Origin of the sequence: Nostoc sp. NMS2, from assembly GCF_017115105.1 — a bacterium.
Classification (GTDB): domain Bacteria; phylum Cyanobacteriota; class Cyanobacteriia; order Cyanobacteriales; family Nostocaceae; genus Nostoc.
The window spans coordinates 1-14,619 of the sequence record NZ_JABXKH010000159.1 but is presented as its reverse complement, the minus strand read 5'-3'; the positions used below and the strand labels follow the sequence as shown (position 1 = coordinate 14,619).

The following is a 14,619-nucleotide window of genomic DNA, read 5'->3' as shown; positions in this document are numbered from 1 at the left end:
TCAGGAGTCAGAATTCTGACTGAAAAGTGGATGAATCATCGGCGTTTTGCACCCCCATAAAACAAGAAAATTTGGTGGTCAACAAGACCTGCGCCGGTCTGAATCCCCAACTGATGGTTACTGAGCGTAGCTGAAGTATTAATTCCGATCAAAGGCGGAGCGTCTCAGGCTCCGCTCCTGAATTCTTCTTAAATTACGTTGATACATAACAGAATTCTTTGTCCAGTGCGTAATTTCTAATAGAAATATAGATAGTTAAAAAGAGGCTAATAATTAATATGGCAACTATCAATTTAAAAGTGAACGGAGAAAATAGAGAGGTTGATGTCACAGAAGACACTCCAATTCTATGGATGCTTCGGGATCATCTTGGGCTAAATGGTACTAAATTCGGGTGTGGTATGGCTCAATGCGGTGCTTGTACAGTACATCTCAACGGTATTCCTATTCGTTCATGTGTTACACCAGTGTCGGCAAGTATCAATCAAGATATCTTAACTATAGAAGGACTTTCGCAGTTCGGCGATCACCCAGTTCAACGAGCTTGGACGGAGCTTGATGTACCACAATGTGGATATTGTCAGTCGGGGCAGATACTCGCTGCGGCGGCGCTGCTTTCTCAAAATCCCCAACCTACGGATGCCGATATTGATGATGCGATGTCTGGTAATATTTGTCGTTGCGGTACTTATCAAAGCATACGAGCCGCCATCCATAGAGCTTCCGAGTTTTTGAGTCACGAAAGTTAAGGAGGTTTGCCAGGATGGAAAACAATACAACTACGCGGCGCAGTTTTTTGAAAGCATCTGGTGCAGTGGGAACAGGTTTGTTTCTTGGGTTTTATCTGTCACCAACTAGCCGCGTGCAAGCCGCCACCTCTCCAGTTAATCAAACAAAGCCCCTGTCAAAGCCCAACGCATTTATCCGTATCCTCCCGGATAATACCGTGACGATTATTGTGCATAAAGCGGAAATGGGGCAAGGGGTTTATACTTCTTTACCCATGATACTTGTTGAAGAACTCGAAGCCGATTGGGACAAAATTCGCATTGAATCTGCCCCCCTGCATCCCGACTATGACCATACAGTGTGGAAAAATTATCAAGCCACCGGCGCTAGCACTAGCATTAGTTCTAGTTGGGATCAACTGCGGCTTGCTGGTGCTACAGCACGAGAGATGTTGATTGCTGCGGCTGCCATAACCTGGGATGTATCACCAAGGAGTTGTGTTGCTGAAAAAAGTTATATTTTACATCCACCTAGCGATCGCCGCTTATCTTTTGGAGAATTAGCCGATCGCGCCGCGCAAATGCCAGTGCCAGAGAACGTTACACTCAAAAAACCGAGTGAATTCAAACTCATTGGTAAACCAATAAAGCGCTTGGACACTGCTGACAAGGTTAAGGGGAAAGCGGTATTCGGAATCGATGTCCAAGTTCCCGGAATGCTAATATCCTTGATTGCGCGTCCGCCGGTGTTTGGCAGTCGCTTGAAGCATTTTGAGGCTGAGGCAGCCAAAGCCGTTGCGGGCGTGAAATATGTAGTAGCGCTCCAGATGGGTGTAGCAGTTGTGGCTGATAGCTTCTGGGCGGCTAAAAAAGGGCGTGATGCCCTCACAATCGGATGGGATGAAGGTCCCAATGCCGAGCTTTCATCAGAAGGACTGCTGCACCAATATGCCGACCTAGCAAACAGTCCAGGGCTGGTTGTCAGAAAGATAGGCGAAGTAACAGCAGCACTTGATGCCGTAGCTACAAAGCTGGAAGCAGTCTACGAAACACCTTACTTGGCCCATGCTCCGATGGAGCCATTGAACTGTGTTGCTGATGTGCGATCGCATAGTTGCGACATCTGGACTGGCACACAGATGCAGACAACCGATCAACAAGCAGCGTGTGAAATTACCGGACTGAAGCCCGAACAAGTTCGGATTCATACAACTTTACTAGGGGGTTCCTTTGGACGACGCTCTAATCCCCACGGAGATTACGTCAAAGAAGCAGTGCAACTATCTAAAACTATTGGTGAGCCGGTAAAAGTGATCTGGACTCGGGAAGACGATATCCGTGGGGGTTATTACCGTCCATTGCATTACAGCAAAATTGCAGCCGGACTAGATCAAAATGGCAACATTACTGCATGGTCTCACGGATTGATTGGTGAATCAATTGGCAAAGGTACTCCGTTTGAGAAGACATTGATTCATGAAGGCATCGATCATCTTTCCATTGAAGGAGCAGATCACCCTTATGCAATTCCCAACCAACTGGTAGACCATCACCCTGTTGATAATGGTGTGCCAGTGCTGTGGTGGCGTTCTGTTGGTCACAGCTTCACTGCCTTTGTTGTCGAGTCTTTTTTGGATGAATTGGCCGCCGCATCTGGGCGAGATCCAGTAGAATTCCGGCTTTCCATGCTGGCCGATCAGCCACAACACCGAACCACTCTAGAACTCGCTGCTGAAAAAGCTGGTTGGGGACGCAAGTTGCCCACGGGTGTTTACCAAGGGCTGGCCCTACATAAATCATTTGGCAGCACTGTTGCCCAGATTGCCGAAGTATCCGTCACCGCCGACGGACAGCCCCGTGTTCACCGAGTAGTTTGCGCGGTTGATTGCGGCATTGTAGTCAATCCCGACACTGTGCGGGCGCAAATGGAATCGGGCATTGTTTATGGCTTATCCGCCGCATTGTATGGAGAAATTACGTTTAAAAACGGTCGTGTGCAGCAGAGTAATTTTCATGATTATCCTACATTACGTATGAATGAAATGCCAAAGGTGGAAGTTTATATCGTTAATAACACTGAAAAACCTAAAGGTGTGGGTGAAATTTCCACGCCACCGATCGCACCTGCGGTATGTAATGCGATTTTTGCGGCAACAGGCAAGCGAATTCGGCGATTACCGATTAACACTGAAATTTTAAAGCAAGCATAAGTAAGTTGGCGCGAAAAAATCAGGATGTTACGAAACGTAAATAAGCTTAAAACCCTTACTAATGACTGATGACAACTTGCACTGAGCGGAGCCGAAGGGAGGACAAATGACAGCTTCCGCCAGTTAGCTTTAATTGCGCCAACCCACTTAGATGTATACAAACCAGGAGGCAAAATGACCACAACGACAACTGCTGCTGTAGTCCACGAACCCCAAGGGCAATTTACATTCGAGACTATTGAACTCGACGATTTACGCAGCAACGAAATATTGGTTCGTAATCAAGCAAGCGGTATATGCCATACAGATTTTGTGGCACAAAATCTCATGAAAATGCCGATTGTGTTGGGTCATGAAGGTGCAGGGATAGTAGAAACAGTAGGATCGGGAGTTAGCCGAGTTAAACCAGGCGATCGCGTAATTATCTCTTATCCCTGGTGTGGTACTTGTCATGGGTGTTTGGAGGGTCAGCCTTATTTTTGCGATCGTCACATTCCCTTGGGATTTAGCGGCACTCGCTTAGACGGCTCTCACACCATTAAGTTGGGCGGAAAAAGTATTTCCGGCGCATTTTTTCAGCAGTCCTCCTTTGCTACCCACTCGATTACAGTGGAGCGCAATATCGTGCCAGTGAAAGGCGATTGGGCTGCCGAGATGTTGGCAGCCATTCCCTGTGGAGTGCAAACTGGGGCAGGTTCTATTCTCAATACCTTTAAAGTCGGCCCCAGAGACGGACTGGCGGTTTTCGGTGCTGGTGCTGTCGGTTTGAGTGCCATTATGGCAGGCAAACTAGTCGGTGCGTGGCCATTGATTGCGATCGATGTAGTGGAAGAACGCTTAAATCTGGCGCTGGAGTTGGGTGCAACCCATGTATTGAATGCCAAAGATGGCAGAGTTGCGGAACGAATCAAGGAAATTGCGCCTCACGGTGTTCGCTATACCCTGGAAACCTCTGGAAATGAGCAAGCGCTCAATGATGCCATTGACTGTTTAGCCACTGGTGGCGAATGTGGCATGGTAATCGCACCCCATTTTGGCGAGAAATATCCGTTTTCACCAACGCAAATCTTTAAACGTGCAGCAAATTTGCGGGGAATTATTCAGGGGTCTTCTGTACCAAATACGTTTTTGCCAACATTGCTGGAATTAAATCAGCAAGGGCGCTTTCCCTTTGAACGTTTAATTACCGTTTACGATTTTGAGGATATCAACAAAGCTGTCGCAGATACTAAAGCGGGTAAGGCGATCAAGCCAGTCCTGAAAATGTCTTGAAGAAGAATTCTGACTCCTGTTCAATAATCCTCTGTCGTTTACGGCTTTTGAAGTTAACAACAAAGAAAAGGAAATTTAAGTCATGCAATTTATAGTATTTCTATTAGGTGCTTTCTTGATGGGAGCCATTACCCCAATCTATCTGCCAATGAATAGCTCAGTGGCTCGGTATGTAGGTTCGCCAATTCTAGCCAATATAGCTTTCTTTTTCATGGGTCTGGCCACCACCCTGATAGCTTTGTCCATAACCTTGCTTTTGACATCAAATACAGATGGGTTAGCGATCGCTTCAAAATTCAAAAATGTTCCCATACATCTATATCTCAGTGGTGTCTTTAGTGCTTTGTTAGTCTTCGGAACCACCACTTTGATTCCCCGTTTAGGAGCTAGTACTTTCTTTGTTTTGTTTGTGTTGGGTCAAGTGGTGATGGCAGCAGTGGTCAGCCATCTAGGTATCTTAGAATCTCCTAAAGACCCGATTTCGCTCCAAAAAATTGCCGGTATCATCTTCTTGATCGCAGGTGTAGGGCTAGTCACATTTTCTAATGTTAAAGAAATCAGTTGGCTACCTAGCGTCCTTAAAACCTTTCGTGCCAGTCTTTAAGGAACATAGCCGTTAGTAACAATAATCTTATCCATCAACCGCAGAGTTAGTATAGGAATGAAATGCTAGTAAACGTTACAACCAGTTCTGTAATCAATGCATCGGTTAAACAGGTATGGGCGAAAATACGGGACTTTAATGGCCTACCTGATTGGTATCCGTCTGTAATCGACAGCCAGATAGAAAATGGTGAGCCTAGCGACAAAATAGGCTGTATCCGTAGTTTTAATGGTGAAGATAAGCTGACCCTACGGGAGCAATTGCTAGGACTTGACGATCAAAAACATATCTGCACCTATTTGCTGTTAGAGCCTAATCAGCCTATGGAAGACTACATTTGTACTATCCGGCTATTACCAATCACAGATGGCGATCGCACTTATATCGAATGGTTCGCCGACTTTAAATGCTTGCCTGAAGAAGAACCCAAATTGCGGCAGAATCTAGAACAAGTATTCCAAGTTGGTTTTGATGCCTTGAACAAAACTTTCAGCAGGTAATATGGATTTTAGCAAACGAGCATTTTTGAAAACAGCAATGGATCTGTCCATCGGTGCGGTGGTAAGTCCGTTGGCGACAGCCGCATCCCCAGTTACTAACGATACTACTAAGTTGAGCAAAAGTGCTTTCAAAAAAATTGCCATTGAGGAGGCTTTTGCAACACCAGAATTATTCGACGAGTGGCGCAAACTCCTTGTCACCGATGCCGAAAAAGAACCCGGATTCCAAAAATTGTACAAACCGTTTCTGAGTAGCCCTGCAACTAAAGAGATCCGCGATCGCCTCCTGAATGTGGGAGCTAGTCGCATTCGTGACATGGATCAATATGGAATTGATATGCAGATATTGTCAATTACCTCGCCAGGGGTTCAAGTTTTTAGTGCCGACAAAGCAGTATATCTTGCCAAAAAGAGCAACGATCAACTAGCTGAATTCATCTCTGCTTACCCAAATCGGTATGCCGGACTTGCCGCAGTAGCACCCCAAGCACCAAATGAGGCCGCCCGCGAGTTAGAAAGAGCAGTAAAATCTCTGGGTATGAAAGGTGCAATAATTAATTCCCACACTCAGGGGGAGTACTTGGATCAATCAAAGTATTGGGTACTGTTTGAAGCTGCCCAAGCATTAGATATACCAATTTACTTGCATCCAAGGACACCTTCTCCAGAGATGATCAAACCTTTTCTCTCCTACGGTCTTGAAGGTGCTGGTTGGGGCTTTGCTGTGGAGACTAGCACCCACGCGATGCGTTTAATCCTAAGCGGTTTATTTGATCGATTTCCCAAACTTAAGTTTGTTCTAGGGCATTTGGGCGAAGGGATACCATTTTGGCTTTCTCGTATTGACAATCGTTTTGCTACTGAAACTTGGACAAAAATGGATGATTCAAGTCGAGTAAAAAAGCGGCAAAAAAAACCAAGCGAATATTTCATGGATAACTTCGTTGTTGCCACTAGCGGAGTAAATTGGACTCCAGCTTTGACGTTTGCGCTTTCAGTATTAGGTTCCGACCGTATATTGTTTGCGATTGACTATCCGTATGAATCGACAGCCAAAGCAGTCGAAGGTATAGATAATACACCTATGAGCGATCTCGATAGAAAAAAAATATACCATCTGAACGCGGAAAATTTGTTTAAACTGAAAACCTCTTCTTAAAAACTGCTAAAGACAAATCACCACTACAAGCATTTACCGAAGAAAGGCAGAGGGAATGGGGAATTATTAAAATTAAGTCTCTCCCTTGTCTCCCCCTCTTCCTTGTCTCCATTGTCTCTTTTCCTTTTCTGCGAACCTTGTTACCATCTTCTGTATCCTACATTGGTATTTTCGGCCCTAAAAGCCGCACTCAGCGATTATTACAAGACCTCAAATCTGAGGGCTTTGCCCCAAAAGATGCACAACTGCAACGTCTTTATGCTCCTGTGGGTCTTGATATTGGTGCAGATTCACCGGAAGCGATCGCACTCTCAATCGTCGCAGAAATTCAAGCAGTGCTGGCAAATCGCGCTGGTGGAATGCTCAGGGCAAAACTTGGCTCAATTCATGGAGAGGAAATTAAATGTCTGATGTCGGTCTAATTATTCTTGCTGCTGGTGCATCCACTCGCATGGGAACGCCAAAACAACTTCTACGTTACGGTGAACAGAGTTTGATTGGGCATATAGTTCAAGTGGCGATCGCTTCAGTTTGCCACCCAATTATCATTGTATTAGGGTCATACGCAGAACGGATCAAACCAGAGATTAACTCAGAACAAGTACATATTGTAGAAAATCCACTTTTCAGTCAGGGAATGAGTACCTCTATTCGTGTTGGCATAGAAGCCCTGAATGTAATCAACAAAGAAGTAAAAGCTGTTGTTTTGATGGTATGCGATCAACCTTTTATTTCATCTCAACTCATCAATCAACTTGTTGAAGTTCACGAAACTACTCTTAAGCCAATCGTTGCTTCACAATATGCAAACACTCTAGGTGTTCCTGCATTATTTAACCGCACTTTATTTGCAAAACTAACTACACTCAGTGGTACAGAGGGTGCAAGACATATAATTAAAAAATATCTTCAAGAAGTTTTAGCAATTCCTTTCCCAGAAGGTGTATTCGACTTAGATACTCCAGATGATTACGAGCAGCTTTTGTTAAAGAAGAATTCTGTTCGATAAAAAATGGGACGGGATTTTAGCATTTATAATACAGCAGATTGCAGGTAGACAAAAACGGAGCAGACCTTTGGACTGCTCCGTTTTCGTTTGGTCATTCATTAGACATCTCCAAAAAAATGTAGAGACCTTGCATTGTAACGTCTCTACAAGGGTTTCAGACAACGCATAATTAATTTCTGGAGATGTCTATTCCATATTCATCTGAGTACGCATAGAATATGGGACTTCTGCCCGATTAAGCTAAGAAATGCACAAAGCACTAACATTCCTTTCATATCTAGCTAAGTAAGTTGGCGCGAAAAAATCCAAGTATGTTACGAAACGTAAATAAGCTTAAAACCCTTACAAATGACAGCCTTAGCCAGTTAGCGTTAATTGCGCCAACCTACTTAACGAATGTGAACTGACTAGCGTTCGCTAAATCTAACCCTGAAGAGGAAACATCTTTGAGAACTGCAATCAACTCATTGTCACCGAAAAATATTCCTGCACCGGAAGTAACAGAACCGTTATTTATATCAGCTAAACGATAGTCTGAGATATTCCCTCTAAGCTGGATTGAGTCAACCGTCTTAGAAAAGTCAGTGATCAGAGCATAGTCTGTAAATCCTTTACTATCGTAGAAGACAGAAAGCTCGTTTCCTAGAACAAAAACATCTTTACCTCCACCACCAGTGAGAATGTCTAACTCACCTGAACCGAAACCTAACTCAGGATTAGTAGGTTCTACCCCGGTAAGAATATCATTCCCGTTTCCTCCATTAAGCCGATCATTGCCCTGACCCCCCAAAAGACTGTCATTCCCCGAACCACCAACTAAGGAATCGTCTCCTGAAGTAGCATCGATAAAGTCATCCCCGGAGTTTCCGTCAAGATAGTCATTACCTTCATTGCCGAATATCTGGTCGTTTCCTGTTCGTCCAAAAATCCGATCGTTACCAATTCCTCCAATCAAGATATCGTTACCAAGTCCCCCATCGACGAAATCGTTCCCCCCCTCTCCAGTTATTGCATCATCACCACCACCACCGAAGAGGGTATCATTACCATTTCCACCGTCTGCAAGGTCAACTCCATCACCACCTTGAAGAAGGTCATTGCCATCTTCAGTTGCGACTGTGTTCAGTGTGCCAGATGTGAAGACAACATCTCTACCATTACCGCCAAATACAGTATTAACACCATTACCAGTGATGATGGTATCGTCACCATTATCTCCAATCAGATTATCGTTTCCGTCGCCACCATCAAGGTAGTCATTTCCATCTTGAGCAGCGAGGAGATCATCGCCCTTACCACCGAGCAGAGTATCGTCTCCTGCGCGAGCTGGAATAACATCATTCCCATCTCCTCCATTCAGCAGATCATTACCAGCACCTCCAAAAATTAAATCATTACCCCCAAGTCCAAAGATAGTCAAATCTCTAACTTCTGTAATCACCCGAACAAATGTGTCATCACCATCTGTACCGAACAAAGTAAGGCTGGACATAATCACTCCGGTAAATGCAACTACAACTTCAAAACGAACACATGGACAAGAATATGTGAGTAATAGAAATCAAATCTATATCTTTGGTAATTTTGATACCAGGATCTCAACTTGTTTGATATCAGGAGGGGAAGCTAGAAGCTTATCTGCTTGAGACATTAAGGCTTCTGCAATTTTGCCACTCAAGTGAGCTTGGCGTGCGCCCTCGTCAGCAAAGGTATCGAAAATACCAAATGTTGTTGGACCTAACCTAATTGCAAACCATGTATTTGTACCAGCCTCTTGTAAGGCCATGGGCAATGCTCCTGTCAATAAGTCTTGAACCTCTTCTACTTTGTCTGGCTTGGCTTCCAAGTGTGCCAGAATTCCTAACTTTACTTGTGTCATTATTTTCTCCGTGTCTACCTTAGTAGCGATCGGCGTTCTTTCGCCAGTTGTATATAACTGTAAGTGCCACAAAGGTATTGAGTAAGTGGTAAATTAAGACAAAATAAGGACGTATCTCGCCATATCCTTCAATGGTATTAGCACACACTATTGTCATTGCTGCAATTGATAGCGCTCTTCCTTCTGGTTTGACTGGAATTGCGGATATGCTAGCTCTGGTTAAACTTGGTTTCGCTAAATGTATCAAAGATGGGCAAGTCAAAATGGACTCTTGGGAACCTACAATCCTGACTGCCAGTTATGATGGGTCTCCAATAAAGGATGGTCAAGGGCAGAAATTCCACGTAAATGCTGCGCTGAGAGATATTTCCCATTGCGATGCAGTGCTAATTCCTGGTTTCTTACCAGATTCAAAAGGGCATCTGCCATACTGCCTAACTGACAAGACTACACAGTTATGGCTTGCCGATCAACATCATCACGGTGCATTAGTTTGTGGCTCTTGCAGTGGTGCATTTGCATTGGGTGAAGCAGGGTTACTCGACGGTCGGAGATGCACCACAACTTGGTGGTTATACTATGAGTTCAAGCGACGATTTCCCTCCACTGATATCGCTTGGGGCAGTGGGTTTGTGGTTGAAGATCGTGTGATCACCGCAGGTGGTCCTTTATCCTGGATAGATATTACGTTGCATGTTATTCGTTCCCTAGCTGGCGCTCAGACCGCTAGGATTGCTGCTGATTTTGCAGTTGTAGATACTGTCCCTAGATTTCAAAGTATTTACGTGCCACAAGATTACTTAATGGCTACTGATCCATTCCTAGCTGAGGCTGAACAAATTGTTCGATATGCACTCAACCGACGTTTGGTCGTACAAGATTTAGCAGCGTCTATGGCAGTCTCTGAGCGCACGTTACATCGTCGATTGAAGGAGCTTACAGGTGAAGCACCAAAAGCTTTTATCGACCGCTTAAGAATTGAGAGTGCCTGTACATTACTTCAAGCTAGCGATCAACCCATAAAAAGTATTGCTATGGTATTAGGATTCTCAGAAGAAACTGTATTTCGCCGTTTATTTCGCCGCTATACTGGACTGACACCAACAGGTTATCGAGCGTTGCTAAATGCAGGCGTGAATCATAAAGTCATGCAGCAACAAGTCAGCAATTCTAAATTTAACAATTGACAAAGGGTTGAGCGTTAGGGGTCAAAGTATCGGGAAAATAAATCTTACAGCGCTTCCCGTTATTATGCAATACAGAACTATAGATATAGATGAGATACAGCAGTGATATTCTCATCACCGTGACCTTGCTTGATAGCTTCCGTAAAGACACGCCAAGCTGCTTCCGCCATCGGCACCGACGCACCATTTACTTTGGCTGTATCGAACACATAGCCTAAGTCTTTCTCTACAAGCTCGACAGGAAACATTGGGGCGAAGTTGTGAGCCAGTATTCCACTCGCTGCTGCTTTAGCTGCCGGGCTACACACCGGAGTCGAGGACATAATTTCGATCGCCTTGGTTTCATCTAGTCCACAACGTTGTATGAGTCCGATCAACTCGCTTACAGTTGCAACTTGCACACTGAACAGCGTATTGACAGCAAGTTTGACGGCTGCTCCGCTCCCACTTGGCCCAGCATGGTGTACGGCGTTGCCCATAGCTTTTAAAACTGGCTCTGCCTTTGCAACAGCATCGGCATCACCACCAACAAAGTAAATTAACTGGCTTGCTTTTGCCTGCGGCCGGGAGCCAGCTACAGGTGCATCCAAGAAGGTGATTCCGTCCTGAGAACAGTGCTTTGCGAGTTCCCTTGCCCAAGCAATAGTTATTGTTGAGCTTTCAATAGCTACGGAGTTTTTAGACAAGCCAGCCAGTGCGCCAGTATTAGGATTTAACCATACATCCCTTGAAGCGTCGTCATCTCGCACCATACAAATAGCAAAGTCTGCGTCCTTCACGGCTGCACGAGGTGTATCGGCAGCTTTAGCTCCCATCTCTACAAGAGGAACTGTCTTTTCTGGACTTCGGTTCCATACCCTGACCTCATGCTCTGCCTTTAAGAGTGCTGCGGCCATGAGTGACCCCATTGCACCCATACCAAGTACGGCAACTATAGACATAATATTATTTCCTTAGAGACATGATTGTTTTCTTGGAGATCAGCTTACTCTATATATCAAATGCTATCAATAGTTGCTATTGCATCATATTCGTGCGTAATATACAAGAATGGATTTGGAAAGCTTACGTATTTTCATTGAAGTAGCCCGCCGGGGAAGTTTTGCTGCCGTCGCCCGAGACCATAACATAGATCCTTCATCTGTATCTCGAGTCATCGCCTCTCTTGAGGAAGAATTAGGCATACGCTTATTCCAGCGAACAACAAGGCACATGACCCTAACTGAGGCCGGAAATGTCTATCTGTGTCGTGTTGATGCCTTGTTAGATGAGCTAGAGCAAGCACGTAATGAAGCCCTTGCAGTCAGTGTTGAACCTATCGGTACTTTGAGACTCACTACCTCAGTAGCGTTTGGTCATAAATATCTTGTGCCCTTACTTCCAGAATTTCGGGGTTTATTTCCGGATCTCAAACTCGAACTACTACTAACAGATACAAATCTTGATTTAGTATCTGAACGCATTGATCTAGCGATCCGTCTCGGGCCAAACATTCAGACTGGTGTTATCTGCGTAAAGTTGTTTAACACGCATTACCGAGTGTGCATTAACCCTTCCTACCTGGAGCGTGAGAAGTACTTGTACGTTCCAGACGATCTTAGATTTCATAAGTGCCTGCTTTTCACTTTACCAGACTTCCGGTCAAGGTGGTTATTCCGTGACGGTAATGGAATAGTCAGCGAAGTATTTATTGAAGGCGATGTGGTGATATCAAATGCTTTAGGACTTCGTGATTGTGCGTTGGCTGGTATGGGACCTGCACTGTTAGCCAATTGGCTGATTGACGAAGATATAGCTCAGGGAAGGCTTATTGACTTGTTTCCAAAGTATCATGTGACTGCGACGGATTTCGAGACAGCCGCATGGCTTTTATATCCTAGTCAAACCTACTTACCAAATAAGGTGCGAGTCATGGTTGACTTTCTAAAACAAAAATGCCTTGCTACCTAATACCAATTTTTTATGAAGCTGCATAGAATTCGATCCCCCCTAGCCCACGCCAGTCGCAGGATGCGCGAAGCGCTGTAATGAAGCAAGTGGCGTGGATTTAGGGGGATCAAGATATGTGCAACTTTACATTAAATTGGTATAACTCAGCTATAGCTGTGGCGATCGCTTTACCAATACTACTAGTACAACACGGCGTAAATAAACCACCCATTCCAAATCAACGAAACGCTTACGCTGTATTCATTTTTAATTTTTAATTTTTACTTCCGCCTTGCGGTACTAGAACCATCTGTAGTAAAAGTTAGAATGATATAAACCTGGAGAAAACGATGACATTAGAAACAGAGACACTACAGGCGACATCATCAACTTCTACCTTTGAAGCACCTAAGAATCAGCAGGAATTTAACTGGAGAGAATCTTGGTATCCTGTCTGTTTTCTGCAAGATTTGCCTACAGATCGTCCTTATACTTTTTCGTTATATGAAGAACCCTTCGTTTTGTTCAAAGACCAGAATGGACAGCTTGTTTGTTTAACAGACCGTTGTCCCCACCGTGCAGCTAGACTTTCTGATGGACAAATTATTGACGGCAAAATAGAATGCTCATACCACGGTTGGCAATTTGGAAATAATGGTCAATGTCTACACATTCCCCAGTTACCAAGCAATGTAAAAATTCCGGTAAATGCTTGTGTGCCATCCTTTAAAGTTCTGGAACGTCAAGGTATCATTTGGATGTGGGCAGGTGAAGCCGAAACAGCTATTGATGAACTGATTTCATCTCTGCCAGATTGGAGCAAGCCGGAATGCTTCAACTTAGACTATGTACGCGATCTACCTTACGACCAAAGCTATTTTATTGAAAATATTATTGACCCAGCTCATGTTCCAATTAGTCATGATGGCATCATGGGAAGTCGAGAAGATGCCCAAGCGTTGGAACTAGAAGTCATTGAGAGCAACATTCAGGGAATTAAGGGAAGGTGGCGACGAACACGGACACCTAATCTGCCTTGGATTTCCTTAGATTTCATTGCTCCTAATTTGATTCTTTACAAATTTGCTGATGGACAGCAAGGTAAGTTTGGGGGCACAGCCTTGTACTCAATTCCACTAGGTAAGAATAGATGTCGGATTCTCATCAGAAATTATAGTAACTCTTTTACCCAAAAAATCAAGCTGATGCCTCCCTGGTTAGATCACATCTTAATAAGAAACAAAATCTTGGAAGGTGATTTGCAATTAGTTGTTGAACAAAAGGCACAAATTGAACGTTTGGCACAAAATCTCAAAGAAGTGTATTTACCGCTCAAAACATCTGATACTTTTGTGGTTGAGTATCGCAAGTGGCTAGATAAATTTGGATCATCTTTGCCGTTTTATCAAGGTTATTCCACCTCAAAAAATGTCGGGAATAGTGAATCCGATGAAAAGTTGATAACATTAGACCGATTTTCGCAACATACAATTATTTGTCATTCTTGCAATCAAGCTTATCAAGTGACAAATAAAGTTAGACAAAGTTGTATAGGGGTAGCGATCGCTTTAGCTGCTGTAGCGATACTTGCAGATGATTCTAGAATCAGAATAGCAGCAATATCGGCTTCTCTAACAGCAATTATGATATCCGCTATGGCTCAGACACTCAAAACTCACTTTGAGCGTTCTTACACTCGTCACTAAAATCCTGACTGGGGAGAAATTCAAAATCTCTCTCCTTCTAAGTAGGTTGGCGCAATTAAAGCTAAATGGCTAAGGTTGTCATTTGTCCTCCCTTCGGCTCCGCTCAGTGCAAGTTGTCATTGGTGAGCCAGCGCGGCGCGGTCTTGGGGGTTTCCCCCATGAGTGACTGGCTCACCCGTAAGGGTCATTAGTAAGGGTTTTAAGCCTATTTACGTTTCGTAATATACTTGGTTTTTCACGGCATCCGGAAAACCTCTCTCTAAATCTCTCTCCTTTTAGGAGAGAGACTTTGAATTTTCCCCCTTCCCGCCACGGGTTGGGGGTTAGGGGGTTAGGTTTTTGTCTGACTTTTCACGTTATGTGGAAAAGTCAGCCTAATATCCCACATTCCGCACCCTTAACTGTCACAATCGGTTATTACGGGAATTGATTCATG

General features: G+C 44.2%; 15 protein-coding genes. 12 read left to right on the top strand and 3 right to left on the bottom strand.

The window, feature by feature from the left end:
* Positions 1-278 precede the first annotated feature (278 nt).
* The 8 genes from HWQ36_RS28750 to HWQ36_RS28715 all read left to right on the top strand — a co-directional run bounded on the left by HWQ36_RS28750 (position 279) and on the right by HWQ36_RS28715 (position 7,482).
* Complete coding sequence (locus tag HWQ36_RS28750; protein WP_292709185.1) at positions 279-749, top strand: (2Fe-2S)-binding protein; 471 nt, start codon at positions 279-281, stop codon at positions 747-749.
* Positions 750-763: 14 nt separating this feature from the next.
* A complete protein-coding gene (locus HWQ36_RS28745; protein ID WP_292709183.1) occupies positions 764-2,938 on the top strand; it encodes a xanthine dehydrogenase family protein molybdopterin-binding subunit in 2,175 nt (724 codons plus the stop codon).
* Between the two features lie 174 nt (positions 2,939-3,112).
* Entirely contained in the window at positions 3,113-4,210 is a 1,098-nt protein-coding gene (locus HWQ36_RS28740) for an NAD(P)-dependent alcohol dehydrogenase (protein ID WP_292709181.1), read from the top strand.
* An 82-nt stretch (positions 4,211-4,292) separates the two neighbouring features.
* Positions 4,293-4,814, top strand: a complete 522-nt coding sequence (locus tag HWQ36_RS28735; RefSeq protein ID WP_292709179.1) for a DMT family transporter — start codon at positions 4,293-4,295, stop codon at positions 4,812-4,814.
* A 62-nt stretch (positions 4,815-4,876) separates the two neighbouring features.
* A complete protein-coding gene (locus HWQ36_RS28730; protein WP_292709177.1) occupies positions 4,877-5,314 on the top strand; it encodes an SRPBCC family protein in 438 nt (145 codons plus the stop codon).
* 1 nt (position 5,315) lies between these two features.
* Complete coding sequence (locus HWQ36_RS28725; protein ID WP_292709175.1) at positions 5,316-6,473, top strand: amidohydrolase family protein; 1,158 nt, start codon at positions 5,316-5,318, stop codon at positions 6,471-6,473.
* A 62-nt stretch (positions 6,474-6,535) separates the two neighbouring features.
* Positions 6,536-6,895: an XdhC family protein gene (locus HWQ36_RS28720; RefSeq protein ID WP_366829891.1), complete on the top strand. Its 360-nt coding sequence runs from the start codon at positions 6,536-6,538 to the stop codon at positions 6,893-6,895.
* Positions 6,877-7,482, top strand: a complete 606-nt coding sequence (locus tag HWQ36_RS28715) for a nucleotidyltransferase family protein (protein WP_292709173.1) — start codon at positions 6,877-6,879, stop codon at positions 7,480-7,482. Before HWQ36_RS28720 ends, HWQ36_RS28715 begins: the two co-directional genes overlap by 19 nt.
* 385 nt (positions 7,483-7,867) lie before the next feature.
* Here HWQ36_RS28715 and HWQ36_RS28710 read toward each other — a convergent pair whose 3' ends face one another.
* Both HWQ36_RS28710 and HWQ36_RS28705 read right to left on the bottom strand, forming a co-directional pair.
* Positions 7,868-8,974 carry a calcium-binding protein gene (locus HWQ36_RS28710; RefSeq protein WP_292709171.1) on the bottom strand — a complete coding sequence of 369 codons (1,107 nt, stop codon included), beginning with the start codon at positions 8,972-8,974 and terminating at the stop codon, positions 7,868-7,870.
* A 75-nt stretch (positions 8,975-9,049) separates the two neighbouring features.
* Entirely contained in the window at positions 9,050-9,361 is a 312-nt protein-coding gene (locus tag HWQ36_RS28705) for an antibiotic biosynthesis monooxygenase (RefSeq protein ID WP_292709169.1), read from the bottom strand.
* Between the two features lie 131 nt (positions 9,362-9,492).
* Between HWQ36_RS28705 and HWQ36_RS28700 the strand changes: the two genes are divergently transcribed.
* Positions 9,493-10,548, top strand: coding sequence for a helix-turn-helix domain-containing protein (locus HWQ36_RS28700; RefSeq protein WP_292709167.1), 1,056 nt, complete (start codon positions 9,493-9,495; stop codon positions 10,546-10,548).
* Between the two features lie 77 nt (positions 10,549-10,625).
* On the opposite strand, the gene HWQ36_RS28695 is transcribed toward HWQ36_RS28700, so the two are convergent.
* Positions 10,626-11,489, bottom strand: coding sequence for an NAD(P)-dependent oxidoreductase (locus tag HWQ36_RS28695; protein ID WP_292709165.1), 864 nt, complete (start codon positions 11,487-11,489; stop codon positions 10,626-10,628).
* A 109-nt stretch (positions 11,490-11,598) separates the two neighbouring features.
* Here HWQ36_RS28695 and HWQ36_RS28690 point away from each other — a divergent pair, with 109 nt between their 5' ends.
* The 3 genes from HWQ36_RS28690 to HWQ36_RS28680 all read left to right on the top strand — a co-directional run bounded on the left by HWQ36_RS28690 (position 11,599) and on the right by HWQ36_RS28680 (position 14,183).
* Positions 11,599-12,498: a LysR family transcriptional regulator gene (locus HWQ36_RS28690; protein WP_292709163.1), complete on the top strand. Its 900-nt coding sequence runs from the start codon at positions 11,599-11,601 to the stop codon at positions 12,496-12,498.
* A gap of 113 nt (positions 12,499-12,611) precedes the next feature.
* Complete coding sequence (locus HWQ36_RS28685) at positions 12,612-12,755, top strand: hypothetical protein (RefSeq protein WP_292709162.1); 144 nt, start codon at positions 12,612-12,614, stop codon at positions 12,753-12,755.
* Positions 12,756-12,827: 72 nt separating this feature from the next.
* The gene (locus HWQ36_RS28680; RefSeq protein WP_292709160.1) at positions 12,828-14,183 is read left to right on the top strand and encodes a Rieske 2Fe-2S domain-containing protein; all 1,356 of its coding nucleotides are present in this window, start codon (positions 12,828-12,830) and stop codon (positions 14,181-14,183) included.
* The last annotated feature ends 436 nt before the right edge of the window (positions 14,184-14,619 follow it).

What these genes read in the sequence shown, in the direction of transcription:
- HWQ36_RS28685 (WP_292709162.1), top strand. Translation starts at nt 12,612, where the DNA reads ATGTGCAACTTTACATTAAATTGGTATAACTCAGCTATAGCTGTGGCG.
- HWQ36_RS28735 (WP_292709179.1), top strand. Translation starts at nt 4,293, where the DNA reads ATGCAATTTATAGTATTTCTATTAGGTGCTTTCTTGATGGGAGCCATT.
- HWQ36_RS28705 (WP_292709169.1), bottom strand. Translation starts at nt 9,361, where the DNA reads ATGACACAAGTAAAGTTAGGAATTCTGGCACACTTGGAAGCCAAGCCA.
- HWQ36_RS28695 (WP_292709165.1), bottom strand. Translation starts at nt 11,489, where the DNA reads ATGTCTATAGTTGCCGTACTTGGTATGGGTGCAATGGGGTCACTCATG.
- HWQ36_RS28750 (WP_292709185.1), top strand. Translation starts at nt 279, where the DNA reads ATGGCAACTATCAATTTAAAAGTGAACGGAGAAAATAGAGAGGTTGAT.
- HWQ36_RS28745 (WP_292709183.1), top strand. Translation starts at nt 764, where the DNA reads ATGGAAAACAATACAACTACGCGGCGCAGTTTTTTGAAAGCATCTGGT.
- HWQ36_RS28725 (WP_292709175.1), top strand. Translation starts at nt 5,316, where the DNA reads ATGGATTTTAGCAAACGAGCATTTTTGAAAACAGCAATGGATCTGTCC.
- HWQ36_RS28715 (WP_292709173.1), top strand. Translation starts at nt 6,877, where the DNA reads ATGTCTGATGTCGGTCTAATTATTCTTGCTGCTGGTGCATCCACTCGC.
- HWQ36_RS28690 (WP_292709163.1), top strand. Translation starts at nt 11,599, where the DNA reads ATGGATTTGGAAAGCTTACGTATTTTCATTGAAGTAGCCCGCCGGGGA.
- HWQ36_RS28710 (WP_292709171.1), bottom strand. Translation starts at nt 8,974, where the DNA reads ATGTCCAGCCTTACTTTGTTCGGTACAGATGGTGATGACACATTTGTT.
- HWQ36_RS28700 (WP_292709167.1), top strand. Translation starts at nt 9,493, where the DNA reads ATGGTATTAGCACACACTATTGTCATTGCTGCAATTGATAGCGCTCTT.
- HWQ36_RS28740 (WP_292709181.1), top strand. Translation starts at nt 3,113, where the DNA reads ATGACCACAACGACAACTGCTGCTGTAGTCCACGAACCCCAAGGGCAA.
- HWQ36_RS28680 (WP_292709160.1), top strand. Translation starts at nt 12,828, where the DNA reads ATGACATTAGAAACAGAGACACTACAGGCGACATCATCAACTTCTACC.
- HWQ36_RS28730 (WP_292709177.1), top strand. Translation starts at nt 4,877, where the DNA reads ATGCTAGTAAACGTTACAACCAGTTCTGTAATCAATGCATCGGTTAAA.